General features: G+C 65.4%; 21 protein-coding genes and 1 pseudogene. 13 read left to right on the top strand and 9 right to left on the bottom strand.

Annotation, left to right across the window (positions count from 1 at the left end):
* The first annotated feature begins 68 nt into the window (after window positions 1-68).
* From AC3ISA_RS07915 to AC3ISA_RS07890, 6 genes and pseudogenes are all read left to right on the top strand, one after another.
* Complete coding sequence (locus AC3ISA_RS07915; protein ID WP_489180038.1) at window positions 69-1,904, top strand: type I restriction-modification system subunit M; 1,836 nt, start codon at window positions 69-71, stop codon at window positions 1,902-1,904.
* On the top strand, window positions 1,901-2,263 hold the full coding sequence (locus tag AC3ISA_RS07910; protein WP_489180037.1) for a hypothetical protein: 363 nt from the start codon (window positions 1,901-1,903) through the stop codon (window positions 2,261-2,263). Before AC3ISA_RS07915 ends, AC3ISA_RS07910 begins: the two co-directional genes overlap by 4 nt.
* Window positions 2,260-4,215 (top strand): restriction endonuclease subunit S, encoded by a 1,956-nt coding sequence (locus tag AC3ISA_RS07905; RefSeq protein WP_489180036.1) that lies wholly within the window; start codon window positions 2,260-2,262, stop codon window positions 4,213-4,215. Before AC3ISA_RS07910 ends, AC3ISA_RS07905 begins: the two co-directional genes overlap by 4 nt.
* 70 nt (window positions 4,216-4,285) lie before the next feature.
* A complete protein-coding gene (locus tag AC3ISA_RS07900; RefSeq protein ID WP_489180035.1) occupies window positions 4,286-5,254 on the top strand; it encodes a DUF4268 domain-containing protein in 969 nt (322 codons plus the stop codon).
* Window positions 5,251-5,769, top strand: a complete 519-nt coding sequence (locus AC3ISA_RS07895) for a hypothetical protein (protein WP_489180034.1) — start codon at window positions 5,251-5,253, stop codon at window positions 5,767-5,769. Before AC3ISA_RS07900 ends, AC3ISA_RS07895 begins: the two co-directional genes overlap by 4 nt.
* Window positions 5,766-8,585 (top strand): annotated as a pseudogene (locus AC3ISA_RS07890) (type I restriction endonuclease subunit R); the annotation flags it as partial. The gene AC3ISA_RS07895 and the pseudogene AC3ISA_RS07890, both read left to right, overlap by 4 nt.
* A gap of 332 nt (window positions 8,586-8,917) precedes the next feature.
* Here the strand turns inward: AC3ISA_RS07890 and AC3ISA_RS07885 are convergent.
* Window positions 8,918-9,274, bottom strand: coding sequence for a DUF6471 domain-containing protein (locus AC3ISA_RS07885; RefSeq protein ID WP_489180033.1), 357 nt, complete (start codon window positions 9,272-9,274; stop codon window positions 8,918-8,920).
* 190 nt (window positions 9,275-9,464) lie between these two features.
* Between AC3ISA_RS07885 and AC3ISA_RS07880 the strand changes: the two genes are divergently transcribed.
* Window positions 9,465-11,126, top strand: a complete 1,662-nt coding sequence (locus AC3ISA_RS07880) for an IS1595 family transposase (protein WP_489180032.1) — start codon at window positions 9,465-9,467, stop codon at window positions 11,124-11,126.
* Here the strand turns inward: AC3ISA_RS07880 and AC3ISA_RS07875 are convergent.
* Window positions 11,123-11,668 (bottom strand): hypothetical protein, encoded by a 546-nt coding sequence (locus AC3ISA_RS07875; protein ID WP_489180031.1) that lies wholly within the window; start codon window positions 11,666-11,668, stop codon window positions 11,123-11,125. The two genes, AC3ISA_RS07880 and AC3ISA_RS07875, sit on opposite strands and share 4 nt — an antisense overlap.
* 211 nt (window positions 11,669-11,879) lie before the next feature.
* Window positions 11,880-12,698: a bifunctional 2-polyprenyl-6-hydroxyphenol methylase/3-demethylubiquinol 3-O-methyltransferase UbiG gene (ubiG, locus tag AC3ISA_RS07870; RefSeq protein ID WP_489180030.1), complete on the bottom strand. Its 819-nt coding sequence runs from the start codon at window positions 12,696-12,698 to the stop codon at window positions 11,880-11,882.
* Window positions 12,699-12,754: 56 nt separating this feature from the next.
* Between ubiG and AC3ISA_RS07865 the strand changes: the two genes are divergently transcribed.
* The 5 genes from AC3ISA_RS07865 (at window position 12,755) to AC3ISA_RS07845 (ending at window position 19,352) form a co-directional block, all read left to right on the top strand.
* Window positions 12,755-14,044, top strand: a complete 1,290-nt coding sequence (locus AC3ISA_RS07865; protein WP_372694689.1) for an aspartate kinase — start codon at window positions 12,755-12,757, stop codon at window positions 14,042-14,044.
* Window positions 14,045-14,111: 67 nt separating this feature from the next.
* Window positions 14,112-16,370, top strand: coding sequence for a phosphoenolpyruvate--protein phosphotransferase (gene ptsP / locus AC3ISA_RS07860; protein ID WP_489180029.1), 2,259 nt, complete (start codon window positions 14,112-14,114; stop codon window positions 16,368-16,370).
* Between the two features lie 85 nt (window positions 16,371-16,455).
* Window positions 16,456-17,577 (top strand): helix-turn-helix domain-containing protein, encoded by a 1,122-nt coding sequence (locus AC3ISA_RS07855; protein WP_489180028.1) that lies wholly within the window; start codon window positions 16,456-16,458, stop codon window positions 17,575-17,577.
* Window positions 17,578-17,624: 47 nt separating this feature from the next.
* Entirely contained in the window at window positions 17,625-18,761 is a 1,137-nt protein-coding gene (ispG, locus tag AC3ISA_RS07850) for a flavodoxin-dependent (E)-4-hydroxy-3-methylbut-2-enyl-diphosphate synthase (protein WP_489180027.1), read from the top strand.
* 162 nt (window positions 18,762-18,923) lie between these two features.
* Window positions 18,924-19,352, top strand: coding sequence for a PEGA domain-containing protein (locus AC3ISA_RS07845; RefSeq protein ID WP_372694750.1), 429 nt, complete (start codon window positions 18,924-18,926; stop codon window positions 19,350-19,352).
* Window positions 19,353-19,413: 61 nt separating this feature from the next.
* Here AC3ISA_RS07845 and AC3ISA_RS07840 read toward each other — a convergent pair whose 3' ends face one another.
* The 3 genes from AC3ISA_RS07840 to AC3ISA_RS07830 are packed head-to-tail and all read right to left on the bottom strand — an operon-like array spanning window position 19,414 to window position 21,355.
* Entirely contained in the window at window positions 19,414-20,190 is a 777-nt protein-coding gene (locus AC3ISA_RS07840; RefSeq protein WP_489180026.1) for a sulfite exporter TauE/SafE family protein, read from the bottom strand.
* 34 nt (window positions 20,191-20,224) lie between these two features.
* Window positions 20,225-20,665 (bottom strand): RrF2 family transcriptional regulator, encoded by a 441-nt coding sequence (locus tag AC3ISA_RS07835; RefSeq protein ID WP_489180025.1) that lies wholly within the window; start codon window positions 20,663-20,665, stop codon window positions 20,225-20,227.
* Between the two features lie 60 nt (window positions 20,666-20,725).
* The gene (locus AC3ISA_RS07830) at window positions 20,726-21,355 is read right to left on the bottom strand and encodes a response regulator (protein WP_489180024.1); all 630 of its coding nucleotides are present in this window, start codon (window positions 21,353-21,355) and stop codon (window positions 20,726-20,728) included.
* Between the two features lie 207 nt (window positions 21,356-21,562).
* Here AC3ISA_RS07830 and prfA point away from each other — a divergent pair, with 207 nt between their 5' ends.
* Window positions 21,563-22,630, top strand: a complete 1,068-nt coding sequence (gene prfA / locus AC3ISA_RS07825; RefSeq protein ID WP_463435103.1) for a peptide chain release factor 1 — start codon at window positions 21,563-21,565, stop codon at window positions 22,628-22,630.
* Here prfA and AC3ISA_RS07820 read toward each other — a convergent pair whose 3' ends face one another.
* The 3 genes from AC3ISA_RS07820 to odhB all read right to left on the bottom strand — a co-directional run bounded on the left by AC3ISA_RS07820 (window position 22,631) and on the right by odhB (window position 25,364).
* A complete protein-coding gene (locus tag AC3ISA_RS07820; protein ID WP_489180023.1) occupies window positions 22,631-23,020 on the bottom strand; it encodes a hypothetical protein in 390 nt (129 codons plus the stop codon).
* 113 nt (window positions 23,021-23,133) lie between these two features.
* On the bottom strand, window positions 23,134-23,745 hold the full coding sequence (locus tag AC3ISA_RS07815; protein WP_489180022.1) for a glutathione S-transferase family protein: 612 nt from the start codon (window positions 23,743-23,745) through the stop codon (window positions 23,134-23,136).
* 56 nt (window positions 23,746-23,801) lie between these two features.
* Window positions 23,802-25,364 carry a 2-oxoglutarate dehydrogenase complex dihydrolipoyllysine-residue succinyltransferase gene (gene odhB, locus AC3ISA_RS07810; RefSeq protein ID WP_489180021.1) on the bottom strand — a complete coding sequence of 521 codons (1,563 nt, stop codon included), beginning with the start codon at window positions 25,362-25,364 and terminating at the stop codon, window positions 23,802-23,804.
* Window positions 25,365-25,405: the final 41 nt, after the last annotated feature.

Here is a 25,405-nt window from a genome sequence, read left to right as displayed (position 1 = left end):
GGTAATCCAGCTTCTTGCCGTCGCTACCTCTCCTTGTGCTATCCGTCGCCGCCGAGGGGTAGTAGCGCATGAACCACCAGTCTCTTTCGGCCTTCATCTGGTCAGTCGCAGACCTGTTGCGAGGCGACTTCAAGCAGTCAGACTATGGCAAGATCATTTTGCCGTTTACGGTTCTGCGGCGGCTGGACTGCGTGTTGGCGCCGACCAAGGCGGCGGTGCTGAGCGAGAACGCCAAACGCAAGGGTGAAGGGTTGAACCCCGACGCCTTCCTGAAGCGCGCGGCAGGCCAGACGTTCTACAACACCTCGCCGATGGACATGGACCGACTGGTCGGCGACGCCGACAACGTTGCCGCCAACCTGTATGCCTACATCCAGGGCTTCTCGGCCGAGGTCCGCGACATCTTCGAACGGTTCAAGTTCACCGCTCAGGTCGATGAACTGGCAAAGGCCGGGCTGCTCTACCAGGTGACCGAGCGGTTCGCGCGAATCGACCTGCACCCCAAAGCCGTCGACAACCACCAGATGGGCCTCGCCTTCGAGGAGTTGATCCGCCGCTTCGCCGAACTGTCGAACGAGACCGCCGGGGAACACTTTACGCCCCGTGAGGTCATCCGGCTGATGGTCGGTCTGCTGTTCATCGAAGATGACGACGCCCTGTCCAAGCCAGGGGTGGTGCGCTCCATATACGACCCGACAGTCGGCACGGGAGGGATGTTGTCCGTCGCCGAGGAATATCTGATCGAGCACAGTCCGGGCGCGCGGGTCAGCCTATTCGGTCAGGAGTTGAACCCGGAGTCCTACGCGATCTGCAAGGCGGACATGCTGATCAAGGGCCAGGACGTCGGCAACATTGCCTTCGGCAACACCCTGTCTGACGATGGGCATCCGGGCCGCAAGTTCGACTACATGCTGTCCAATCCGCCCTTCGGCGTGGAGTGGAAGAAGGTCGAGAAGGTCGTCCGTGCCGAGCACGAACAGCACGGCCACAACGGGCGGTTTGGCCCCGGCCTGCCGCGCGTATCCGACGGCTCGCTGCTGTTCCTGATGCACCTGCTATCCAAGATGCGGCCAGCCAAGGAGGGCGGAAGCCGGTTCGGCATCGTTCTGAACGGCTCGCCCCTTTTCACAGGCGGCGCGGGCTCGGGCGAGAGCGAGATCAGGCGCTATCTGCTGGAGAACGACCTAGTCGAGGCGATCGTCGCCCTGCCGACCGACATGTTCTACAACACCGGCATCGCCACGTACGTGTGGATCGTGTCGAACCGGAAGCCGGCGGCGCGCAAGGGCAAGCTGCAACTGATCGACGCTTCGGGCTTCTGGCACAAGATGCCCAAGTCACTCGGTTCCAAGCGACGGAAAATGTCGAACAATCACATTGACGAGGTCACGCGGCTGTTTGGCGCCTTTGAGGCTGCGCAACAGGCGATCCTGTTCGACGCGGACGGCAAGGAGGTAGAGCGCGAGATCGTAGTCGATGGCAACGCGCCCCCGACGGCGCCCGATGGCGGCAAGATCAAGCTGCGTCCGCTGTCGCTGATCTTCGACAACACCGAGTTCGGCTACCGCACCATCACCGTCGAACGACCGGCGCTGGATGATCAAGGCCTGCCAATGGTTAGTCAGAAGGGCAAAAACAAGGGCAAGCCTGTCGCGGACACCGCCCTGCGCGACACCGAGAACGTGCCGTTGAACGAAGCGGTTGAGGCCTACTTTAAGCGGGAGGTGAAGCCCCACGCGCCGGATGCCTGGATCGACGAGCCGAAGACCAGGGTCGGATACGAAATCCCATTCAACCGGCACTTCTACGTATTCGAGCCGCCGCGCGACCTCGTCGAGATCGACGCCGATCTGCTCGAAGTCACCGACCGGATCAAGGTGATGATCGAGGGGCTGGCGGCATGACCCAGTCTCCGCCTCTGCGCGACGCCGTCCGCCGGCTCCTGCAATCCCACCCGGACATTAGTCCCTCCGTCGCCGGCCATGCGGGCTACATTGAGCGTTATCGCACGGCGAAGGGGTTAAACATCGGCCTGGAAACGCGCGGCGAGCGGCACCAAAATCTGTATGTCGAGGCGGACGCCGTCGATCTTGGGCGGATCGGGGATATACCGCACAAGGTCTACCTCGCGACCGACTACGACCGCGCCCGGCCAAACAGCAACCTGTTCCATGTCGACGCCTTCCGGGACGTGGACATCGTCAGGTTCAAGCTATCCGGCCTGGATCAGGCCAAACAGGTGCTGGCGGCCGTGCTGCGATGACCATCGCACATTACACGGACTATGCCGGCAGTGGCGTCGACTGGCTCGGCGACCTACCCGCCCATTGGACGGTCAAACCGATCAAGGTGGTATCGACCTTGAACGATGAGGTGTTACCAGAGGCCACCTCGCCGGGTTCCGAAATCGAGTATGTCGAAATATCGGATGTGGCGGCTGGGCGCGGCATAATTGGCTCAACCGCCCTTTTGTTCGAAGCGGCACCATCACGAGCCCGACGCCGCGTCACGGACGGCGATATCATCGTCTCGACCGTGAGGACCTACCTTCGAGCCATCGCATCGGTCGAAAATCCGCCAGACAATATGGTGGTATCTACGGGCTTCGCTGTGATCAGGCCCCAGACGGTCAATCCGAAATTTCTAGCCTACGCCCTGGAGATGGACGGGTTCATCAATCAGGTGATCGCTCGATCAGTTGGCGTAAGCTACCCTGCGATCAACGCGTCTGAACTCGTCGGCCTACCCGTGCCCGTCCCCACCAAAGACGAGCAGACCGCCATCGCCGAGTTCCTCGGACGTGAGACGGGCAAGATCGATGCGCTGGTGGAGGCGCAGCGGCGGCTGATCGACCTGCTGAAGGAGAAGCGCCAAACCGCCATCTCCCACGCCGTCACCAAGGGCCTCGATCCCGCCGCCTTGATGAAGGACTCAGGCGTCGAATGGCTTGGCGATGTGCCTGCGCATTGGCAGGTGAAAGCCCTCAAGAGAGTGACGGAAACCTGCTGCGACGGCCCCTTCGGATCGGGGCTGAAGTCGGAGCACTACGTCGATGACGGCGTGCGCGTAATCCGCCTTCAGAACATCAAAGAGCAGGGTTTCGACGGCAGTGACGCCGCCTTCATCGACACCGGTTATTTCGAGACGGCCTTGTCACGGCATGACGTCCGAGTAGGCGACGTGCTGATCGCAGGTTTGGGTGACGAGCGAAATCTGGTGGGCCGGGCGTGCGTGGCCCCGCTCGGGATAGAGCCGGCCATGGTGAAGGCGGACTGCTTTCGGCTCCGGCTTAACCCCGACATGGACGCTGAGTTCATTGCCTATCAGCTTAATGCGGGAGCCGAATTCGCGTCAGGGAAGATGTCGACAGGTTCGACGCGCTCCCGGATCGCTCTGTCTTCAATGATGGAGAGAGTTGTCGTGGTTCCTCCATTAGCCGAGCAGCGCGAAATAGTCGCTCGACTGAGCGCCCAAATCGCAAAGATAACTGCCCTTTTCGATCAAGCCGGGGCAGCTATCGCCCTCTTGCTGGAGCGGCGCGCCGCCCTCATCTCCGCCGCCGTCACCGGGAAGATCGATGTGCGGGGACATGCCGAGGCACCCTTAGCTATCGACCCAGTCACCGCGCGCCGTCTGGTCGGCGCCGCGGTGCTCGAACTCGTCGCCAACAACACGGCTTCGGGGCGCATGACCTCCGCCAAGCGAATGTATCTTGCCGAAGTTCACGCCGGCGTCTGGGAACTTCGTGGCCAGCCCGAGCGAAAGGCCGCCGGTCCGTTCGACAGCGCCTTGATGCGCGATATCGAGGCCGAACTGGCGCGCGTCGGGCATATCGCCACGAGCCAGCCGGGGGGCTCTGGCAGCCAGGTTCTCTACAGTCTGACCGGAACGCGGGGTGCGTTGCGCGCCGAACTGGATGCCATGCTGGGCGACCGGCGCGCCGTCTTCGATAAGATGCTGGCCGATCTCGGGACGCTGGAATCCAAGGGGGTGGAGGCGGTCGCGACCCTCTACGCTGTCTGGAACGACATGCTGATCGATGGGCGGACGCCGACCGACGACGCGGTGATCAACGGGGTCCTGAACGATTGGCACGCGGAGAAGCGGGACAAGTTCACCCGTGCCGATCTGGTGAACTATCTCGGCTGGATGCGCCGCCACGATCTGACGCCTTCTGGACGCGGACCGCGCACGAAGTCGGGCACCCTTCTCTGAAGGACGTCTCTGGGGTTGTGCTGATAGACGCCGGGTCCGTAGGTTACGGTTGGATTTGAGGGGGACGAGGATGGACTACCTGGCTGCCGCGCCCGGCATCGGAAAACTGGAACGCGTCGCCCTGCGCGAAGTGTGGCGGCATGAGGCCTACGATTTCACACGGTGGCTTCAGGACAACATCGACGTCCTGAATGGAGCGTTGGACCTGTCGTTGGTCAACGTCGAGCGCGAGCAGGCTGCCGGCACATTCAGCATCGATCTCGTGGCCGAGGACGAAGGCGGGGCCAAGGTCATCATCGAGAACCAGTTGGAGAAGTCCAACCACGACCACTTGGGCAAGGTCCTGACCTACATGGTCGCCATGGAGGCGCGGGCCGCCGTCTGGATCGTCGCCGAGCCCCGACCCGAGCATGTGTCGGTGATCGCTTGGTTGAACGAGTCGAGCAGCGCGGACTTCTATCTGGTGAAGGTCGAGGCCGTGCGCATCGGGCTTTCGCCGCCCGCGCCCCTTCTGACACTGATCGTCGGTCCGTCCGCCGAGGCCGAGGCCGTGTCACGCTCCAAGAAGGAGTTCGCCGAACGGTACGACGCCCGGCATCGCTGGTGGGCGCAACTGATCGCCCGACCCGAGGCGCGGATGCACAGCCACGTCACCCCTGGGCGTTATTCTTGGATCGGGGTCAGTTCGGGGGTCCGAGGGCTGGGGCTCAACTATACCGTGACCCAGCATGATTGCGGGGCCGAACTGTATATCGACCGGGGCAAGGACACGGGTCCCGAGAACAAGTCGATCTTCGACCAACTGCTTGCCCGCCGGGACCAGATCGATGCGGCGTTCGGTGGGGCGCTGAGTTGGGAGCGGCTTGAGGAAGGCCGCGCGAGCCGCATCCGGGCGCGGGTGAGCAGCGGTGGCTATCGCTCACCGGACGAGGCTTGGGAAACGATCCAAGCCGAACAGGCCGACGCCATGAACAGACTCCATCGGGCGCTCCAGCCCCACCTGAAGTCCCTGAAGCTGGGCTACGAGGTTCCCGAATGAACATCGACCGTCACATCGCCGCCATCCCGGATCAGTCGCCCGCCGATCGCGCTAGGGTTCGAACCAATGCCGAGGGATGGCTCGCCTCGGAGGACCCGGCCAAGCGGGATGCGGCGGCTCGGCTGATAGCCGCGCTGGACGCCCACGAGTCGGCAGCGGCGGAGGCGTTCGAGCGGACGCCGCTGACCGATCGGGTGGTCGAAGCCTTCCGACGTCGCCCGTGGTCCGATCACGAACGCAAGCTGATTCAGGCGCTGCTGGATCATCCTAGCAGCACCACCACCGAGTTAAACCGACTGTCCGGGCTCGGCGAAAATATGGTCTGGCAGATGCACTTCGGAAACATGTGCAAGGACCGGACGGACTCCCTCGGGCCGCCACCGCCCGCCATCACGCGCGAAGGGCCGTTCTGGAGCGGGTTGCTGGCCGACGCCGAGGAAGCCACGAACAGGTTCACGATGAAGCCGGACGCAGTCGCGGGTTTCGCCCAGCTTGGCCTCAAGGCTTCTCGATGAGCCTGCACAAGGAGATCAGCTTCGAGGATGAAGTCTGCGATCACCTGGCCGCCCACGGCTGGCTCTACGCGGTCGGCGACAACGCCCACCACGATCGCAAGCGCGCCCTTTTCACCCTCGATCTGATGGCATGGGTGGAAGAGACCCAACCCGACGCCTGGGCCGCCCTGTCCAAGACGCACGGCGCCGCCGCCGTCGATGTCCTCGCTGACCGCCTGCGCAAGTCGCTGGACGAGCGCGGCGTGCTGGACGTTCTGCGTAACGGGCTAGACATTGTCGGTGCCAGGGTCCGGCTTGCCATGGCGCAGTTCAAGCCAGCCATGGGCATGAATCCCGAGACGACCCGGCGCTATCAAGCCAATCGCCTGCGTGTCGTACGTCAGGTCCGCTACTCCACCGCCAATGAGAATTGCATCGATCTGGTACTGTATCTGAACGGCGTGCCCGTCGCGACGGCCGAGTTGAAGACGGACTTCACCCAGTCCGTTCGAGACGCCATCGACCAGTATCGGTTCGACCGCCTGCCTCGGACCAAGGGCGGCCCGGTCGAGCCTCTCCTCGGCTTCCCCGGCGGCGCGATGGTCCACTTCGCGGTCAGCAACCGCGAGGTCGAAATGACAACGCGGCTGGAAGGGCCGGCAACACGGTTTCTCCCGTTCAATCGCGGCGATCACGGGGGCAAGGGCAACCCGTCGGACGGCGCAGGACATCCCACAGCCTACCTGTGGGAAAATATCTGGCATCGCGATAGCTGGCTCGAAATTCTGGGCCGCTACATGGTGACCCGGCGGGACCCCAAGAAGCTGATCACCAGCGTCATCTTCCCTCGCTACCACCAACTCGATGGCACCCGGAAGCTGGCGGCCGAGGTGGTCAAGGAAGGCCCCGGCGGACGGTTCCTGATCCAGCACTCGGCCGGATCGGGCAAGACGAACTCGATCGCGTGGTCGGCTCACCTGCTGTCCGAACTGCATGACGCCGACGACAACAAATTGTTCAGCAGCGTGATCGTCGTCTCGGATCGCAATGTCATCGACAGCCAGCTTCAGGAGGCCCTTTTCGACTTCCAGCGCGTCCAGGGCGTGGTCGAGACCATCAAGAGCGAGAGCGGGTCCAAGAGTGGTCAGTTGGCCAAGGCCCTGGCGGCGGGCAAGAAGGTCATCGTCTGCACCATCCAGACCTTCCCCTTCGCGATTGAGGCTGTGCGGGAACTAGCCGCGACCGAAGGCAAGGCTTTCGCCGTGATTGCCGACGAGGCCCACTCCAGCCAGACCGGCGAAGCGGCGGCCAAGTTGAAGGAGATGCTGTCGGCCGAGGAAGCTGCGGCCTTGGCCGACGGTGGCGAGGTGTCCAACGAAGACATCCTGGCCGCGAAGATCGCCGGGCGCGCCAGCGACAAGGGCATCACCTACGTCGCCTTCACCGCGACGCCCAAGGCCAAGACCATCGAATTGTTCGGACGGCCCGGCCCCGATGGGCTTCCCGCCCCCTTCCACGTCTACTCGATGCGGCAGGCGATCGAGGAAGGCTTCATCCTCGACGTTCTGAAGAACTACACGCCCTACCGACTGGCGTTCCGGTTGGCCCACAACGGGCGTGACTGGGACGACAAGGAGGTCGAACGCGACGCCGCCGGCAAGGCGATCATGCGCTGGGTGCGGCTGCACCCCTACAATATCAGCCAGAAGGTCCAGATCGTCGTCGAGCACTACCGCGAGAACGTGCAGCCGCTGCTTGACGGCAAGGCCAAGGCGATGGTCGTGCTGGCCAGTCGGCAGGAGGCCGTGCGCTGGCAGTTGGCGATAAACGGCTACATCGCCGACAGGGGTTACCGGCTCGGCACCTTGGTAGCCTTCTCGGGCGAGGTGAACGACAAAGATGCCGGCTCCGAGCCGTTCACCGAGACCAGCAAGGAGTTGAATCCCAGTCTGAAGGGCCGCGACATACGCGACGCCTTTGCCGGTCCCGACTACAACCTGCTTCTGGTCGCCAACAAATACCAGACCGGCTTCGACCAGCCCCTGCTATGCGGGATGTATGTCGATCGACGGCTGGCGGGCATCCAAGCGGTTCAGACCCTGTCGCGCTTGAACCGCGCGCATCCCGGCAAGGACACCACCTACATCCTCGACTTCGTGAACAGTTCCGAGGAGGTGCTGCAAGCCTTCCAGACCTACCACGAGACCGCAGAGCTGGAGGCGGCGACCGATCCCAACCTGATCTTCGACATCAGGGCCAAGCTGGACGCCGCCGGTCACTACGATGACTACGAGGTCGAGCGGGTGGTGCGGGTAGAACTCGATCCCAACGCCAAACAGTCGGAACTGATCGCCGCCATTGAGCCCGTGGCGGATCGGCTGCTCAAGGTGTTCGCCGCCGCCAAGCAGGCGTATCAGACGGCACAGTCCCAGGGCGATGAACGCGGCGTTGCCGAGGCCCTGGACCACATGTCCGCCTTGGACATGTTCAAGGGCGACATGGCCGGATTCATCCGTCTCTACAGCTTCTTGTCCCAGATCGTCGACTACGGCAGCACCGATCTAGAGAAGCTGGCGATCTTCTATCGCCGCCTGCTGCCGCTTCTCGCGTTCGGGCGTGAGCGCGACGGCGTTGATCTAACTGGGGTCCGCATGACCCACCACTCCCTTAAGGACGAAGGGCAACGCGACCTGGTCTATCCGACCGGTGACGCTCCCAAACTTAGCGGCGTGGCCGAACTGGGCTCAGGCGGCATCTACGAAAGGGAAAAGGCGCTTCTCGACGAGATCATCGCCAAGGTGAACGACCTTTTCGAAGGTGACCTGACCGATGACGACAAGCTGGTTTACGTAAACGACGTCATCAAGGGGAAGCTGCTGGAGTCCGAGGAACTGGCAACCCAGGCCCGCAACAACACCAAGGCCCAGTTCGCCAATTCGCCCACCCTGCGCGACGAGATGATGAACGCCATCATGGACGCATTGGCGGCCCACCAGGCGATGAGCAAGCAGGCGCTGGACTCACAGCAGGTCCGCGACGACATTAAGGATGTGCTGCTGGGGCCGGGCCAGCTTTACGAGGTTTTGCGCGCCCGAGGCGAACACTGAACGCTGCTTGGTTCGGAAGAGCACTTGCCCCTCGGCGGCGGTAGTCTCGGACAATCAACGGCCTAGTCGGCGTCTTCAGGCGTTTCTTGATGACGAACGGCTAATTCCTCGACCCGCTGCCGATAAAGACTGGAACCACCCGAGCGAGCACGCCCTCGGATCGCAGTCATTCCAGCCGGCAGAGCTGGCACCAAGGTGCAACCGATCGCATCCAATGCCTGAAGGAAGAACGCCGCCGAAAAATTCCCACGGCTGATCTTGTTCCTCAAGTTCGCTTCGGTCTCCTTGATGCCTACTGCCGCCAACGCCTCGACGAGGTGGGAATAGTTCATATTCCGCCCCTTCAGTTCCGCTTTGATCATGGCTTTGGCGACTTCCGACCAGTCGCGCTTACCCATCTCAGGTTCGGCTTCCGTCATGCAGGCAGAGGTTCCAACAGGGGGGCAATGCCCGCGTTCCACACGATTCGCATACTAGAGAAGCGGTGACTGACAGAAAAGCATGTCGTCACATATGACACGTACGTATCCAAAAATGATACTTTTATCTTGACGCCTCTTTTGGCGGCACATATAGCCAAAATCGATACAAAAGTAACGATTTTGGCTATTGGTCGCAAACGTCGATCATATCGGCCGGGCCACCGCCCTGGTGCCTTTTGACGTCGCCGAATGGACGGAGGAGGAGGCGCGCGTCCAGTTTGTGAAGTTTCGATGGGCCGAGCACGACGGCCGTCCAACCTGTCCACACTGCCGGTCGGACGCGGTTAACACCTACAAGCGTCGGCACATCTACAAGTGCAAGCGATGTGACCGGCAGTTTTCCGCCACGAGCGGCACGCCTTGGGCCTATCGGAAGCTTGGCTTCCGCAAGCTGATGATCATCATCTCGGTGTTCGCGGACAATCTTCAGGCGGTGACCGCGCGCGCCCTCGCACGTCAGTTGCGCCTCAGCTACAAAACGGTGTTGCTGTGGGTGCACAAGCTGCGGGAAGTCGTCGCACACCATGCCAGTTTGCAGACCCTTGGGGGCGAGGTCGAAATCGACGGCTCCTATCACGGAGGATACATCCGCCCGAAGAACACGCAGAAGACGCGTAAAGACCACCGGAAGGTTCCCTACCGAGCCAATGATCGAGCGTTCGCTGTGGTCGGGGCGCGGCAACGCGACGGCTCTATTCGAACATGGGTCGCGAAGCAGGAAGCGCATGCCCGGCCGTTCATTTGTGAGGCGATCGAACCGGGGTCGAAAGTTTTCGCCGATAAAGCGTCTGGCTTCGGGCCGATGCGCGGCCGCTTCCAAGTTTTCCAGATCAACCACGATGAGGCCTTTTACACCCCTGAGGCCTGCACCAACGGGATCGAAACCCTCTGGGCGCTCATGCGGGTGATGGGCCGCACGCACCGCCACATCGCACAGAATTACCTCGATCTCTACGCCGCAGAGGCGGCCTGGACCCTCTTAAAGAGTAAGAAGGCTGAGGGGCAGGCCTTTACCGAACTTATGGATTGGATGAGCAAGCCCCGGCGCTCTCCTTTGGCCGGCTACTTCCAAGGCCGCAAACGCTTCCTGCCGGTTTGCCAGCCCGATCGCACTTTGGCCCAATGGAAGCCGGCTCCTCGAAAGGGCCGGGTAGACTTCATCAAGAAGGACGGCACGTCGATCGAGTTCAAGCCCCGCCGAACGCGCGATAAGACGTGGCAGGAAGAATGGAGTTTCCTGAGCGCCGACACCTTCCTGACAAAGCCGGACGCTGTGCCCAACGGCCCGGGCGTGTATGCGCTGTTCGCGCGCGGCGAGGCGGCGCTGCTGACCGCCAGCGGGTTCGTTGAGCAGCCCGGACTCCCCCTTTGGCTGCACGAGGGGGCCAGCCACATCTATACCGGCGAGACCTACGGCATCCGAGGCCGCCTGCTGGAGCATCTGACGGGAAGCATTCGTGGGTCACCGCTTCGCGAAACGCTGCTGGCTGTCCAATTCGATCTGGGTCTGCTCCAGGCCGCCCCGGTCCAGGAACAGCGGGCGCTGGTTGAAGGGCGTCTAACCGAATGGATGCGCGACAACGTCATCATCGGCTTCAAGTCGTGCGGCTATGTGCGCGACATGGAGCGCATCATCCTGAGCGCGACCGCAAGTCCGATGAACTTGGCCAGGTCCAACGTCAACGCCTACACCAAGAGCCTACACGACCGACGTCGCCGCTTCCGGGATCAGGTGGTCAGCGCCTGGCCCGAAGTGGCCGCTCCCAGCGTCCCGCGTCGTCGCCGCTAAGATTCGCCGTGAGGAAGCCGGTGCCTCCAGGACCAGCGCCGGCGCCAGCCGGGATTGTCCGGCAAGTGGCTAGGGTGTTCGATCAGGTCATCACGGAAGGTTCCGGCGAAAGCCTGATTGATAGCGTCGTAGTAGCGTTGCCTTTCTCGGACTGAAGATAGGTCCAGCCCGAAGTGCTCACCCATGATGTCCACGATCTCAGACGGAGCGAGTGGCCGGTCAGCTTCCCGCACAATGTCCATAGCCGTCCCTGAGATACCGTTGGGCATTTCCACCCGATTCAGGGCCCTGGGCCGGATTGGTTTCACCTTGTTAAGATCGACAAGGGGATCGAGCATCTGGATGACGTAGGCGAGATGGGGCAAGGCGTTGTCGATCTCAACGACCCGTTGGTCTCGATCCGCCTGTGCGGCTTCGTACGCTCGCCGTTCCGGGATCAGGCGGGTGATATACTTCGGTGGCTTCACGAGCCGCTCGCGTTCCCCCGACAGCTTTGCGTATACCTTGGTGAGGCGCAGGGCCAGCTTGGCATCTTCATCCATTTGACGCCGATAAAGGCCCTAGATTTCGGCTTCAACGCGAAAATCAGCCTTAGGTGTGTTTGCTACCCAATGCCGCCGAAGGCGAAGCCGGGTGGGAAGGGCAAGGCGACGCATCGCAGCCCTGACCTGGTTCAGATCGGTGCGCCCGGGCCTGGCCGCCCCCACCCCGTCGCTGCGCGACGCCCCTCCCCCGCAGGGGGAGGGAGAACTGCTAAGCCGCCCGCGTGGCGACCATCATGTAGTTGATGCCCGCGTCGTCGGTCTGGCTCCAGCGGTCGTGAAGCGGGTCGTAGTTGAGGCCGTAGGGGCCTTCGACCGTCACCGGCTCGGCGGCCAGCATCGACCGAATCTCGTCGGGCTTCAGGAACTGGCGCCAGTCGTGCGTCCCGGCCGGCACCCAGCGCAGGATGTATTCCGCCGCCACCTTGCCCAGGGCCAAGGACTTCAAAGTCCTATTCAGCGTGGCGACCATAATCACCCCGCCCGGCCGGACCAGCCGTGAACAGGCGCGCACGAAGGCTTCGGGGTCGGCGACGTGTTCGATCACCTCCATGGTCAGGACCACGTCGAACGGCCCCGCGCCCTCGGCCTCGATCTGTTCGACCGTGGCGGCGCGATAGGCGATGTCGAGACCGACCATGTCGGCGTGCGCCCGCGCGGTGCCGATATTCTCGGACGAGGCGTCGATGGCGGTGACGGTGAAACCCATCCGCCGCATCGGCTCGGCGATCAGTCCGCCGCCGCAGCCGACATCCAGCAGGGTCAGGCCCTCGAAGGGGCTGCGCGCCCTGGGGTCACGGCCCAGGCGCGTGCAAAGCTGGTCGCGGATCAGGGCCAGACGCGCCGGATTGAACCGGTGCAGCGGCGCGAACGGCCCGTGCGCATCCCACCATTCGGCCGCCTGGGCCGAGAAGCGGGCCACGTCGGCGGGGTCGATCGATGCGCCGAACGCGCCTTGCGACGAATTTTGCGAAAAACCATGCCCTTCGCGGGGTAGGCGAGACGGTGCGGCGCCGTTAGAAGCGGTCATGACGCGAGGGATGAACCTTCGCGCCCTTTCACGCAAGCAGGGGGCGGAACGCCACGATGACGCGGCCTGATTCTTCACGATCCGACACGACACGACTGGTGATGAAGTTCGGCGGCACCTCGATGGGCGACCTCGAACGCATCCGCCGTGCGGCGCGGATCGTCGCGGCAGAGGTGTCTGCGGGCAAGAAGGTCGCCGTCGTCGTCTCCGCCATGGCGGGCAAGACCAACGAACTGGTCGCCTGGACCGACGGCGCAGGTCCGGCCGGCGCCGGCCTGCCGCTCAGCGACGACGAATATGACGTGGTGGTCGCTTCGGGCGAGCAGGTGACCTCGGGCCTGCTGGCCGCGACCCTGCGCAACATGGGCTTCAACGCCCGCTCGTGGATGGGCTGGCAGGTGCCGATCGTCACCGACGACGCCCACGCCCGCGCCCGCATCATCGACATCCCCGGCGAGAAGCTGGGCGCCGCCGTCGATTCGGGCGAGATCGCCATCGTCCCCGGCTTCCAGGGCGTGACGACGGACGGCAAGATCACCACCCTGGGCCGCGGCGGGTCCGACACCTCGGCGGTCGCCGTGGCGGCGGCCCTGGGCGCGCCTTGCGACATCTATACCGACGTGGACGGCGTCTATACGACCGACCCGCGCATCGAGAGCCGCGCCCGCCGCCTGGCCAAGGTGTCCTACGAGGAGATGCTGGAAATGGCGTCCCTGGGCGCCAAGGTGCTGCAGACCCGCTCGGTCGAGCTGGCCATGGCCAAACAGGTGCCGGTCCGCGTCCTTTCAAGCTTTATCGAACCCGACGCGAATGGCGTCATGCCCGACAAGGGTGGAACCCTGATCTGCGACGAGGAGGAGATCGTGGAAAAACGTATCGTGTCCGGTGTGACCATGAGCCGTGACGAGGCCCGCATCACCCTGCTGGGTCTGTCCGACCGCGTGGACGCCCCCGCCGATGTCTTCACGCGTCTGGCCGAGGCCAACGTCAATGTCGACATGATCGTGCAGAGCCAGTCGCGCACGGCCGGCGCGGTCAACCTGACCTTCACCACCGGCCGTCGCGACGCCGTGCGCGCCGCCGAGCTGATGACGGCCGGTCAGGCGCAACTCGGCTTCGAGGAAATCCGCATCGACGAGGACGTGGCCAAGGTCTCGGTCGTCGGCGTCGGCATGCGCAGCCATGCGGGCGTCGCCCAGCTGATGTTCCGGGCCCTGGCCGACAAGGGGGTCAAGTTCCAGGCCATCTCGACCTCGGAAATCAAGATCAGCGTCCTGATCGACGCCGCATACGCCGAGCTGGCGGTGCGGGCGTTGCACGCAGCCTATGGGCTGGACGCGGTATAGGTGATCTGAACAGGGCGCCTATATCCACGAAAAGGGCGCGGGAGACATGATGCCGGCAGGCGGCGCGATGACCAGAGGACCTCGGATCCTCCTGCGCCAGATCCGCGAGGCTCTGGGCGGGGCCGGCGCCGGTGCGACGCCGGCGCAGGATCGTCTGAACATGGTCGTCAGGATCATCGCCCGGTCGATGGTCGCCGAAGTCTGCTCCATCTATCTGCGTCGCGCCTCGGGCGAGCTTGAGCTGTTCGCCACCGAGGGTCTGAACCCCGACGCCGTCCACAACACCCGCCTGCGGCCCGGCGAGGGTCTGGTGGGCGAGGTGGCGCGCCTGGGTCAACCGATCAGCCTGTCGGACGCACCGTCGCATCCGTCCTTCTCCTATCGGCCGGAAACGGGCGAAGATCCCTATCACGCCTTCCTGGGCGCGCCCCTGCTGCGCGGCGGCCGGGCCATCGGCGTCCTGGTCGTCCAGAACCGCACCGAGCGGCGCTATGACGAGGAGGAGGTCGAGGACATCCAGACCATCGCCATGGTCCTGTCCGAGACGGTCTCGTCCGGCGAACTGCTGGCCCTGGACGAGCTGCGCGACGTCGAACTGGCGCCGCACCGGCCAGAGCGGCTGAAGGGACAGAAGTTCTCGGACGGCCTGGCCTTTGGCCATGTGGTGCTGCACGAGGCGCCCCTGGCGCCCGAGAAGCTGCTGTCCGAAGACCCGGCGATGGAGGAGGCGCGGCTGAAGCTGGCGTTGGCTACGCTGAAGACCGGGCTGGACGTCATGCTGGACAAGGGCCAGGGCCTGGCCGGTCCCTCGTTCGAGGTGCTGGAAACCTATCGCATGTTCGCCGACGACCGGGGCTGGAACAGGTCGCTGGAAGAGGCGGTAAGGAACGGCCTTACGGCCGAGGCTGCGGTGGACCGGGTGCGCAACGAACACCGCGCCCGCTTCGCTCAGGCGCGCGACCCCTATATCCGCGAACGGCTGCACGACTTCGAGGACCTGGCCAACCGGCTGCTGCGGGTGCTGGCGGGCGACAAGCCGGGCGAGCGCGAACTGCCCGACGACGCCATTCTGGTGGCGCGGAACCTGGGCCCCGCCGACCTGCTGGAATATCCGCGCGACAAGCTGAAAGGCCTGTTGCTGGAAGAAGGCTCGGCCGCCAGTCACGCCGCCATCGTCGCCCGCGCGCTGCAGATTCCCTGCGTCGGCCGTCTGATGGGCCTGCGCGACCGGCTGTCGGAAGGCGACATGGTCATCGCCGACGGCGAGACCGGCGAGACCTATCTGCGCCCCCGCCCCGACATGCTGGAGGCGGTGCAATCGCGCATGGCCGTGCGCGAACAGCGCCAGGCCGAGTTCGCCCAGCTGCGCGACGTGCCGGCCGTCACTCGGGACGGCCAGAGGATCACGGTCCTGACCAATGCGGGTCTCGCCGTCGATCTGGAGAATATGGTCGAGACGGGCGCCGAGGGCATCGGCCTGTTCCGCACCGAGTTCCAGTTCATGGTCTCGGACGAACTGCCCCGGTTGAACGCCCAGACGGCGCTGTACAAACTGGTGCTTGACGCGGCCGGCGACAAACCCGTCACCTTCCGCACCCTGGACATCGGCGGCGACAAGGTCCTGCCCTATCTGGAGGCCGAGCGGGAGGAGAACCCCGCCATGGGCCGTCGCGCCATCCGCCTGGGTCTGGACCGGCCGTCGCTGTTGCGGATGCAGCTTCGTGCGCTGCTGGCGGCGGGGGCGGGGCGCGAGCTGCGGGTCATGTTCCCGATGATCGCCACGGTGGACGAGTTCCGGGCCGCGCGCGAACTGGTCGACATCGAATGCGCCTGGGCCAAGCGTCGCGGGCGCGCCCTGCCGGCCCTGCTGCGGGTCGGGGCCATGGTCGAATGCCCGTCCCTGCTGTGGCATCTGGATGCGCTTCTGCCGCTGACGGACTTCGTCTCGATCGGCACCAACGATCTGTTCCAATATATGTACGCCGCCGACCGGACCAATCCGCTGGTCTCGGATCGCTACGACCCCCTGTCGCCGCCGACCCTGCGCGCGCTCCAGACCATTCAGAAGGCCTGCGCCGACACCGGCACGCCGGTGTCGATCTGCGGCGAGCTGGCGGGACGACCGCTGGAGGCCTTCGCCCTGATCACCCTGGGCTTCACGCGCCTGTCGGCGCCGGCGGGCGGGGTCGGGCCGGTCAAGCGGATGATCCTGTCGGCGGACCTGACGGCGGCGCGGCGCGGCATGGCCAACCTGCTGAACCTGTCCACCGGCTCTGTGCGCAACGAGATCGAATCCCTGGCGCGCAAGCTGAACGTCGCCGTCTGACCCCCATGCGCGGCGTTGCTGGCAGGGCCGCAATCGTCTATCTGCGGCGACATAGACGGCGCTCGGGCGCAGTATTCTCCCGAACATGGGGTCAGGCGTAATGGCGCTGAATGCGGGGGTCGCCCCCGACGCGATCAAGGCGATTTCTGACGGGCCGGATCCGATGGCCGCCTTCACCGACGCCGCGACCCTGGGCGAGGGCCTGCGTCATGCGCGCGAGCGGTCAGGCAAGTCCCTGGCCGAGCTGGCCGCCGAGACCAAGGTGCATCGCCGCTTCCTGACCGCCCTGGAACAGAGCGACTGGTCGTCCCTGCCCTCGCGCGTCTTCGCCCTGGGCTATGTGCGCGCCTATGCCTCGGCCCTGTTCCTTGACGAGCAACTGGCGGTCGAGCGGTTCAAACGCGAAAGCCCCGACACCTCGGTGCCGCTGAAGGCGCCCATCGGCATCGCCTTCGAGGACGTCAAACGCCATTCGCCGCGCATCGTCGCCGGCGTCGTCGCCGCGGTGGTGGCGGTGATCGGCTGGAACGTGTTCCAGCGCGCCAGCCTGCATCAGGTCGCCCACCCCTCCGACATCGCCGCCGTCCCCAAGACCTGGGCAAAGGGCGACGATCCCGACCCGCAGGTGGCTCTCAGCGCGCCGATGGCGGCGCCGCCCGACCAGACGACGCCGCAGCTCTACATCACGCGCGGGCTGGAGGCCGAACTGACCGGGGTCGACCCGACCGATCCCGCCGTGATCGCCGCCGCCGCCAATCCCGAGCCGGTGCAGAAGGCCTTCAACCCGCGCGGCGCCGTCTATGGCGCCCCGGCCAACGCCTCCATGGTGGTGATCCAGGCCAAGACGGCCGGCGCCCTGGTCGTGCGGCTGGGCGACGGTCAGGCCCTGTTCGCGCGCCAGATGGCGCCGGGCGAGGCCTGGCGCGCGCCGATCGGCGTGTCCGCCACGGTGGACGTATCCGACCCGGCCGCCTTCGACCTCTATTTGAACGGGGAATACGGCGGGCCGCTGGCCGGGGTGCTGACGCCCCTGGCCCAGTTGAACAGCCGCGCGGATCAGGCCGCCAAACAGCTGGCGGCGACCCAGGCCCGCGCCCAGGTCGAGGCCCAGGCGGCTCAGGCCCGAACCCAGGCGCAGGCCCAGACCCAGACGCAGCCTTCCGCGACTCCCGCCGCCTCATCTCCGACGCCCACGACGCCGAACTGATCGTCGGCCGTGGTCCCGCCGTCATCATCGGCCTATATGATGCTTCCATGAGCGATCACACGCACGTCCGACCCTGGCGCCATATCGAGCGTCGCAAGAGCCGACAGATCCGCGTAGGCTCCGTCCTGGTGGGCGGCGACGCCCCGATCAGCGTCCAGTCGATGACCAATACGCCGACAACCGACGCGGCGGCGACCATCGACCAGATCCGTCAACTGGAAGAGGCCGGGGCCGACATCGTGCGCGTCTCCTGCCCCGACGTGGAATCGACGGCGGCCTTCAAGACCATCGCGCGCGAGGCCAAGGCCCCCTTGGTCGCCGACATCCATTTCCACTACAAGCGCGGCATCGAGGCGGCCGAGGCGGGCGCCGCCTGCCTGCGCATCAATCCGGGCAATATCGGCTCGGCCGACCGGGTGCGCGACGTGATCCAGGCCGCCAAGGACCACGGCTGCTCCATGCGGATCGGCGTCAACGCCGGCTCGCTGGAAAAGGAGCTGCTGGAGAAATACGGCGAGCCCTGCCCCGACGCCATGGTCGAGTCAGCCCTGAACCACGCCCGCATCCTGCAGGACCACGACTTTCACGAGTTCAAGATCTCGGTAAAGGCGTCCGACCCCTTCCTGACCGTCGCCGCCTACCAGCAACTGGCCGAGGCCATCGACTGCCCCCTGCATCTGGGCGTGACCGAGGCCGGCCCCCTGCGCACCGGTACGATCAAATCGGCCATCGGTATGGGATCGATGCTGTGGGCCGGGATCGGCGACACCATCCGCGTATCGCTGGCCGCCGATCCGGTCGAGGAGATCAAGGTCGGGTTCGACATTCTGAAATCGCTGGGCCTGCGCCACAGGGGCGTCAACATCATCGCCTGCCCGTCCTGCGCGCGTCAGGGCTTCAACGTCATCGAGACCGTGGCGGTGCTGGAAGAGAAGCTGGCCCACATCTCGACGCCGATGAGCCTGTCGGTGATCGGCTGCGTCGTGAACGGCCCCGGCGAAGCCCTCTATACCGACGTCGGTTTCACCGGCGGCGGCAAGGGCGCGGGCATGATCTATCTGAACGGCAAGATCGCCCACAAACAGGCCAACGACGGCATGATCGACCACATCGTCGACCTGGTCGAACAGAAGGCCGCCGAACTGGACGCGGCGCGGGCGGCGGAGCTTGAGGCGGCGGAATAGGCCGACATTCGCGGGTTGTGCAAATCTGACGCATTTCACAAACCCGTGATTGACGGCGTTCGCTCGTCGTGCGACCTCTGCGCCAGGTTCGGCCGGGGGGCCGGCCCATAATCCACTGAGGGGCCTATGATTTCCAAAACTTCTGCACGCCTTTGCGTGCGTATGCTCGCGCTTGTCGGCGTGGCGTTGTCCCTGCCTGCGTGCGCCACCGTGACGCGTGGCTCCAGCCAGCAGTTCACGGTTGAAAGCACGCCTCCGGGCGCCCAGGTCAGCACGTCGAACGGCTTCGAATGCCAGGCGACGCCCTGCACCTTCCGCATGCCGCGCAAGGACGCCTTCCGTATCACCGTGGCCAAGGAAGGCTATGTCGCCCAGACCCACGAAGTGACCAGCAGCGTCTCTGGCGCGGGCGGCACGGCCATGGCGGGCAACCTCCTGATCGGCGGGATCATCGGCGGGGCGATCGACGCCACCTCCGGCGCCATGAACGACCTCAAGCCCAACCCCTTGGTCGTGACCCTGCGCACGCCGGCCGAAGAGGCCGCTGCGGCTCGCACGCCCGCCCCGACGACGGCCGCCGGCGACCAGTAGGCCGAAATCGGCTCATGACAAAGAAGCGGCGGCGGGTGTGAACCCGCCGCCGCTTTCCGTTTCAGATCACCTTGAACAGCCGCAGGGCCTGATAACCGGCGGAGAGCAGGACCACGGCGCCGACGCCGTAGGTCAGTACGCGACGCGGGGCGATGCGGGCGATGACGCCGGCGAAGGGCGCGGCGATCAGGCCGCCAGCGATCAGGCCCAGGACCGCCATGGCGTGGGTGGCGAAGCCTTCGGCCTCTTGCCAGTGGCCCGTCAGCAGGGCGACCAGGAACGTCGCCGAAATGGCCGAGGTGACGAAGAACTCCGCCGTATTGGTAGTGCCGATCGAGGCGCGTGGGTCCTGACCCGTGCCGACCAGGGTGGTGGTGACCGTGGGGCCCCAGCCTCCGCCGCCCACCGCATCGAAGAAACCGCCGACCAGGCCCAGAGGCCCGGCGAACTTGCGCGGGAATACCCGCTCGCGCGTCTGGCGGGTGGCGCGCCAGATGATCACCAGACCCATGATCGCCAGATAGGCGGTGATGAACGGCCGGATCACATCGCCGTCGATGCTGGTCAGGACGAAGGCCCCGATGCTTCCGCCCACGACCCCGCCGAGGGCCAGGGGCACGAACAGCTTCCAGTTCACGTTCTTGTTGACCGTGTGCGACCCGGCCGAGGCCGCCGTGGTGAAGACCTCGGCCGCGTGGACGCTGGCCGACGCCGTCGCGGGCGGCACGCCGAACGACAGCAGGACGGTGGAGGAGATGACGCCATAGGCCATGCCCAGCGCCCCATCCACGATCTGGGCCAGGAAACCGACGAGGAGGAACAAAAGGAAGTCTTGCATTGGCGGCCCCTGAAACGCGGACGAACGGTGCGGTTTATTTCCCTAGTCGGTCAATAGGAGAAGAATTGGCGGCGGCTTGCAGAAGGGTTCGTCCCTCGAACACCGCCGCGATGGCGTCGCGCCCATCTTGCAGCACGGGTTGAAGCGGACAGGTCTCGACATCGGGGCAGGTCTCGCACGGCCCATAGGCGGTGCGCGAGGCGCAGGGCGCCAGGGCCAGCGGGCCTTCCAGCGCCCGGATCACATCGGCGAAGCTGATGGCGTCGGCGGATGCGGCCAAGGCATAGCCGCCCGCCCTGCCCCGCTTCGATGTCAGCAGATGCTGACGTCGCAGGTCAAGCAGGATGGCCTCCAGAAACTTGCGCGGGGCCGCCGCCGCATCCGCGATCTCGGCGATGGTGGCCGGTCCTCCGCCCGGAAGACCGGCCAGATGGACCATGGCGCGCAAGGCGTAGCGGGACCGGTTCGACAGCATGGTCCGTGATCGCCCGCCCGGAGCCTGGACGCAAGACGCCGTTCGCCGGTGCGGACGATCTCAGGCCGTGCGACCCAGTCGGGCCACCGCATCAAGGATCTGGGCGCCGTTGTAGGGTTTCAGCACCAGGGCCTCGGCCATGTCGGCGTTTCGGGCGGCGGCGGCGACATCGCCGGAGATGAAGATCACCCGCACGTCCCAGCGCCCGGTCAGGACCTGGGCCAGTTCGACCCCGGTCATCTCGCCCGACAGGTTGATGTCCAGCAGGGCTGCGTCGATGCTGTGAAGGGCCGCCGCAGCCTCGGCCGCCGCCGCGCTGTGGAAGGGACCGACGACGCTATGGCCCGCCTCGGTCAGCAGTTCGGTCAGGGAGGCGGCCGCGTCGGGATCGTCCTCGACCACCAGCAGGGTCAGGGCCTCGACACCCGACGGCGGGACGGCGTCGAGGGGCGTCTGGCGCGTGACGACGGCGCGCAGGTCGCGCCAGACCTCTGTCGAGGGGCGGTCGGTGTCCAGATCATAGATGGCGGCCATGGCGTTCAGCTCCCGGGCGTCTTCAGGTGAGAGGTCTCCGCCGGTCTCGACCAAGCGGGTGTCGTACAGGCGGCAAAGACGTTCGACGCTGTCGGGGACAGGGTCGGTTTCGGTTTGAGCCCTATGGAGTCCAGATGGGGGCGGGCGGTCGAACATGCGTCCTCCTCATGGTTGCCTATTCAGGATTGTGGGCGCCAGCTAAACGGTTGAAGCCGGTTTCGTAACCGCGCCTGACGCCATCGTGACCGTGGCGTTATCGCCGATCACAAGCGCGGCGCCCGGCGTGTGAGACGGCTTGCAATCGACACGACCGCCCCCGGCGGGTAAGGACGGCCCCTTGCGTTTCCTCAGGATATTTCCGTCTTGCGACTGCCCCAGGCCCGTCTCGATCAGGTGCTCGACCGCTTCCACGAGGTGGAGGCGCGCATGGGCGCGGTCACCGACGGCGCCGAGATCGTGCGCCTGTCCAAGGAACATGCCGAGCTGAAGCCCGTCGCCGACGCGGTTCAGGGTCTGGCCCGCGCCCGCGCCGAGATGGCGGACCTGGAAGCCATGACGGCCGATCCCGAGATGGCGGCGATGGCGCAGGACGAGCTGCAGATTCTGAGCGAAACCCTGCCGGGTCTGGAACGCGAGGTCGCCCTGCTGCTGGCGCCGCGCGACGCCGACGAGAACGCCTCGGCCGTGCTGGAAGTGCGCGCCGGCACCGGCGGCGACGAGGCGGCCCTGTTCGCCGGCGACCTGTTCCGCATGTATTCGCGCTACGCCTCCACGCGCGGCTGGCGGATCGAGCTGGATTCGGCGACCGAGGGTGACGCCGGGGGCTACAAGGAGATCATCGCCACCGTCACCGGCGACGGCGTGTTCGGCCGGCTGAAGTTCGAGAGCGGCGTCCACCGGGTGCAGCGCGTGCCGACGACCGAGTCGCAGGGGCGCATCCACACCTCGGCGGCGACGGTCGCGGTCCTGCCCGAGGTCGAGGACGTCGAGATCGAAATCCACGACAAGGACATCCGCATCGACACCTTCCGCGCCTCGGGCTCGGGTGGTCAGCACGTCAACACGACCGATTCCGCCGTGCGCATCACCCACCTGCCCACCGGCATCATGGTGACGTCGTCGGAGAAGTCCCAGCACGTCAACCGCGACAAGGCGATGAAGAACCTGCGCGTGCGCCTGTACGACATGCAGCGCCAGGCCAAGGACCTGGCCCGCTCCGATACGCGCAAGTCCCAGGTCGGATCAGGCGACCGGTCGGAACGGATTCGCACCTACAACTATCCGCAGGGCCGGGTCAGCGATCACCGGATCAACCTGACCCTGCACAGCCTGCCTCAAATCATGGAAGGCGACATCGATCCGCTGCTGAACGCCCTGATCGCCGAAGATCAGGCCGCGCGTCTGGCCGATCTGGAAGCCGAGTTCGGCTGATCAGCCCAGCACGCCGGCGACCGGCAGCCACAGCACCAGGCCGGTGACGGCGGTATAGCCCAGGAAGGCGTGGACCGAGCGACGACGGCCGGCGGCGGCGGGATCGTTCAGGTCGGAACGATTGGCCCACAAAAGATAGGCCGCCTGAATCCCCCATCCGGCCAGGAAGGCGACGACCGCCCAGGCGCTGAGCGCCGCAAGCGCCGCGCCGGACGCCAGGACCAGCACACCGCCCAGGGCGATCACCCCGTCAGCAAGCTGGTCGCTGGTCGGAACGGAGATCAGGCCCGACAACGCCCGTTGCAGACGCCAGTTGAGCCAGGCCTGATACATAAGCATCAGTCCGCCCAAGACGTAGAACACCCCGATCGCGCGTGCAGCCCACTCCATGGCAGGAATAAGGCACCATTTTCGGCCGTTGTAATCGCTGAAAATGCAGGGCGATTCGAAACCTTAACGACCGGCGCAAAATAGACACAACCGATGGTATCCCACCGCGCCCGCTATCCCCCGGCGGCCAGGGCCCGGATGACCGCGGGCCTAGCTTGCATCCGCTCGAAATGGGCCTGGACGTTGGGGAAGTCGGCGATGTCGACGCCGTCGCTGTCCAGCCAGGCCGCGAAGGTGAACAGATAGGGGTCCGCGACCGTATAGGCGTCGCCCATCACCCAGTCGCCGGTCAGGTCGTTTTCGATCAAGGCGAAGCCATCGCGCATGTTCTGCGTCACCTTGGCCGCCATGGAGGCTTGGGCGGCGGCATCATCGCTCCAGCGCGCGGCGCGGCGGCCGTGGGCATGGGCCACATGGACGGTCGTGGCCAGATACAGGTTGAAGGCCTGCATCCGCGCAAAGGCGAACGGGTCGGTCGGCGCCAAAGCGCCCGCAGGCGCGAGCGCGGCGATATAGGCCAGGATCGCCGGACTTTCGGTCAACACGCCCTGATCTGTCGCCAGGGCGGGTACCCGCCCCTTGGGATTGATCGCCAGATAGTCCGGCTCGCGTTGTTCGGACTTCGAGAAGTCGAGCAGCCGGACCTCGAAGTCCAGGCCGGACTCCTCCAGCGCGATGTGGCTGGCGCGGCTGCATGAGCCGGGAGCGGTATGGAGGGTCAGCATGGTCCGCCTCGCAGCAAAGAAAAAGGCGGCGAGATCGTCGCCGCCTTTCAGGGTCTTTACAGGTCCAGCAGGGCCCGCGCCGGATCTTCCAGCAGTTCCTTGACCCGGACCAGGAAGGTCACGGCTTCCTTGCCGTCCACGATCCGGTGATCGTAGCTGAGGGCCAGATACATCATCGGGCGGATCTTGACCTCGCCGTTGATGGCCATTGGGCGCTGGACGATGTTGTGCATGCCCAGGATGCCCGACTGCGGCGCATTCAAGATCGGTGTGGACATCAGCGAGCCATAGGTGCCGCCGTTGGTGATGGTGAAGGTGCCGCCCTGCATCTGATCCATGGTCAGGGCGCCGTCACGGGCGGCCTTGCCCAGGGCGCCGATGCCCTTTTCAATGCCGGCGAGGCTGAGGGTGTCGGCGTCACGCAGGACCGGAACCACCAGACCCTTGTCGGTGCCGACAGCGACGCCGATGTCATAGTGGTTCTTGTAGATGATGTCCGTGCCGTCGATCTCGGCGTTGACGGCCGGGATCTCGTGCAGGGCCGCGACGACGGCCTTGGTGAAGAAGGACATGAAGCCCAGCTTCACGCCGTGGCGCTTCTCGAACACATCCTTGTACTGGGCGCGCAGGGCCATGACGTTGGTCATGTCCACCTCGTTGAAGGTGGTCAGCTGGGCGGCCGTGTTCTGCGATTCCTTCAGGCGACGGGCGATGGTCTGACGCAGGCGCGTCATCTTCACCCGCTCTTCGCGCGGCTGGTCTGCGCGCGGAGCGGCAGGGGCGGCTGCGGCGGCAGGAGCCGAGACAGCGGCCTGGCCGATGGCGGCGATGGCGTCGGCCTTGGTGATGTTGCCCTTGGGACCCGTGGCGGCGATGGCCTTCGGATCCAGATTGTTCTCGCCGACAACGCGCGCGACGGCGGGCGACAGGGTTTCGTTCTTGGCGCCCGAAACCTGAGCCGAGCCGGTGTTGGCCGGAGCGGTGGCGGCAGGGGCCGGCGCGGCAGCCGGAGCGGCGGTTGCCGAACCGGAACCCGAGATTGAGCCGATCTTCTGGTTCGGGGTGACGGTTGCGCCTTCGTCGGCGGCGATGGTCAGGACGCCGTCAGCCGGGGCCGAAACCTCGACTGCGACCTTGTCGGTCTCGATCTCGACCAGCAGCTCGTCCTTCTTGACCGCATCGCCGTTCTTCTTGAGCCACTTGCCGACCGAGCCTTCGGCGACGCTCTCGCCCATGACCGGCACCATGATGTCGATCGCCGTTTCAGCGGCGGGGGCGGCCGGAGCCTCAGCAGGTGCAGCAGCGGCGGGAGCCGACTTGGTTTCAGCCTTCGCAGCCGGGGCGGCCTTGGCGGCCTGAGCGGGGGCAGGAGCGGCGGCGGACGCACCCTCGGTCACCGAACCCAGGATCGTGCCGGGAACGACGTTGTCGCCCTCGGCCGCCTTGATGTCGCCCAGCACGCCGTCGGCGGGCGAGACGACTTCCAGCGAGACCTTGTCGGTTTCCAGCTCGACCAGCAGTTCGTCCTTCTTGACCGGATCGCCGACCTTCTTGGTCCACTTCGCGATGGTGGCTTCGGTGACGGATTCACCGAGGGCGGGGGTCAGGATGTCGGCCATGTCAGGTCCAGCTCGTCTCTAGGTCGGTCTTTTATACGTGT

Source organism: Brevundimonas sp. KH_058, from assembly GCF_057838505.1.
This window is presented reverse-complemented; position numbering and strand designations above follow the sequence as displayed.

What these genes read in the sequence shown, in the direction of transcription:
- AC3ISA_RS07830 (WP_489180024.1), bottom strand. Translation starts at nt 21,355, where the DNA reads ATGTTCGACCGCCCGCCCCCATCTGGACTCCATAGGGCTCAAACCGAA.
- AC3ISA_RS07865 (WP_372694689.1), top strand. Translation starts at nt 12,755, where the DNA reads ATGACGCGGCCTGATTCTTCACGATCCGACACGACACGACTGGTGATG.
- AC3ISA_RS07900 (WP_489180035.1), top strand. Translation starts at nt 4,286, where the DNA reads ATGGACTACCTGGCTGCCGCGCCCGGCATCGGAAAACTGGAACGCGTC.
- ubiG (WP_489180030.1), bottom strand. Translation starts at nt 12,698, where the DNA reads ATGACCGCTTCTAACGGCGCCGCACCGTCTCGCCTACCCCGCGAAGGG.
- AC3ISA_RS07905 (WP_489180036.1), top strand. Translation starts at nt 2,260, where the DNA reads ATGACCATCGCACATTACACGGACTATGCCGGCAGTGGCGTCGACTGG.
- AC3ISA_RS07875 (WP_489180031.1), bottom strand. Translation starts at nt 11,668, where the DNA reads ATGGATGAAGATGCCAAGCTGGCCCTGCGCCTCACCAAGGTATACGCA.
- AC3ISA_RS07815 (WP_489180022.1), bottom strand. Translation starts at nt 23,745, where the DNA reads ATGCTGACCCTCCATACCGCTCCCGGCTCATGCAGCCGCGCCAGCCAC.
- AC3ISA_RS07895 (WP_489180034.1), top strand. Translation starts at nt 5,251, where the DNA reads ATGAACATCGACCGTCACATCGCCGCCATCCCGGATCAGTCGCCCGCC.
- AC3ISA_RS07845 (WP_372694750.1), top strand. Translation starts at nt 18,924, where the DNA reads ATGCTCGCGCTTGTCGGCGTGGCGTTGTCCCTGCCTGCGTGCGCCACC.
- AC3ISA_RS07885 (WP_489180033.1), bottom strand. Translation starts at nt 9,274, where the DNA reads ATGACGGAAGCCGAACCTGAGATGGGTAAGCGCGACTGGTCGGAAGTC.
- odhB (WP_489180021.1), bottom strand. Translation starts at nt 25,364, where the DNA reads ATGGCCGACATCCTGACCCCCGCCCTCGGTGAATCCGTCACCGAAGCC.
- AC3ISA_RS07840 (WP_489180026.1), bottom strand. Translation starts at nt 20,190, where the DNA reads ATGCAAGACTTCCTTTTGTTCCTCCTCGTCGGTTTCCTGGCCCAGATC.
- ptsP (WP_489180029.1), top strand. Translation starts at nt 14,112, where the DNA reads ATGACCAGAGGACCTCGGATCCTCCTGCGCCAGATCCGCGAGGCTCTG.
- AC3ISA_RS07910 (WP_489180037.1), top strand. Translation starts at nt 1,901, where the DNA reads ATGACCCAGTCTCCGCCTCTGCGCGACGCCGTCCGCCGGCTCCTGCAA.
- AC3ISA_RS07820 (WP_489180023.1), bottom strand. Translation starts at nt 23,020, where the DNA reads ATGGAGTGGGCTGCACGCGCGATCGGGGTGTTCTACGTCTTGGGCGGA.
- AC3ISA_RS07855 (WP_489180028.1), top strand. Translation starts at nt 16,456, where the DNA reads ATGGGGTCAGGCGTAATGGCGCTGAATGCGGGGGTCGCCCCCGACGCG.
- ispG (WP_489180027.1), top strand. Translation starts at nt 17,625, where the DNA reads ATGAGCGATCACACGCACGTCCGACCCTGGCGCCATATCGAGCGTCGC.
- AC3ISA_RS07915 (WP_489180038.1), top strand. Translation starts at nt 69, where the DNA reads ATGAACCACCAGTCTCTTTCGGCCTTCATCTGGTCAGTCGCAGACCTG.
- AC3ISA_RS07835 (WP_489180025.1), bottom strand. Translation starts at nt 20,665, where the DNA reads ATGCTGTCGAACCGGTCCCGCTACGCCTTGCGCGCCATGGTCCATCTG.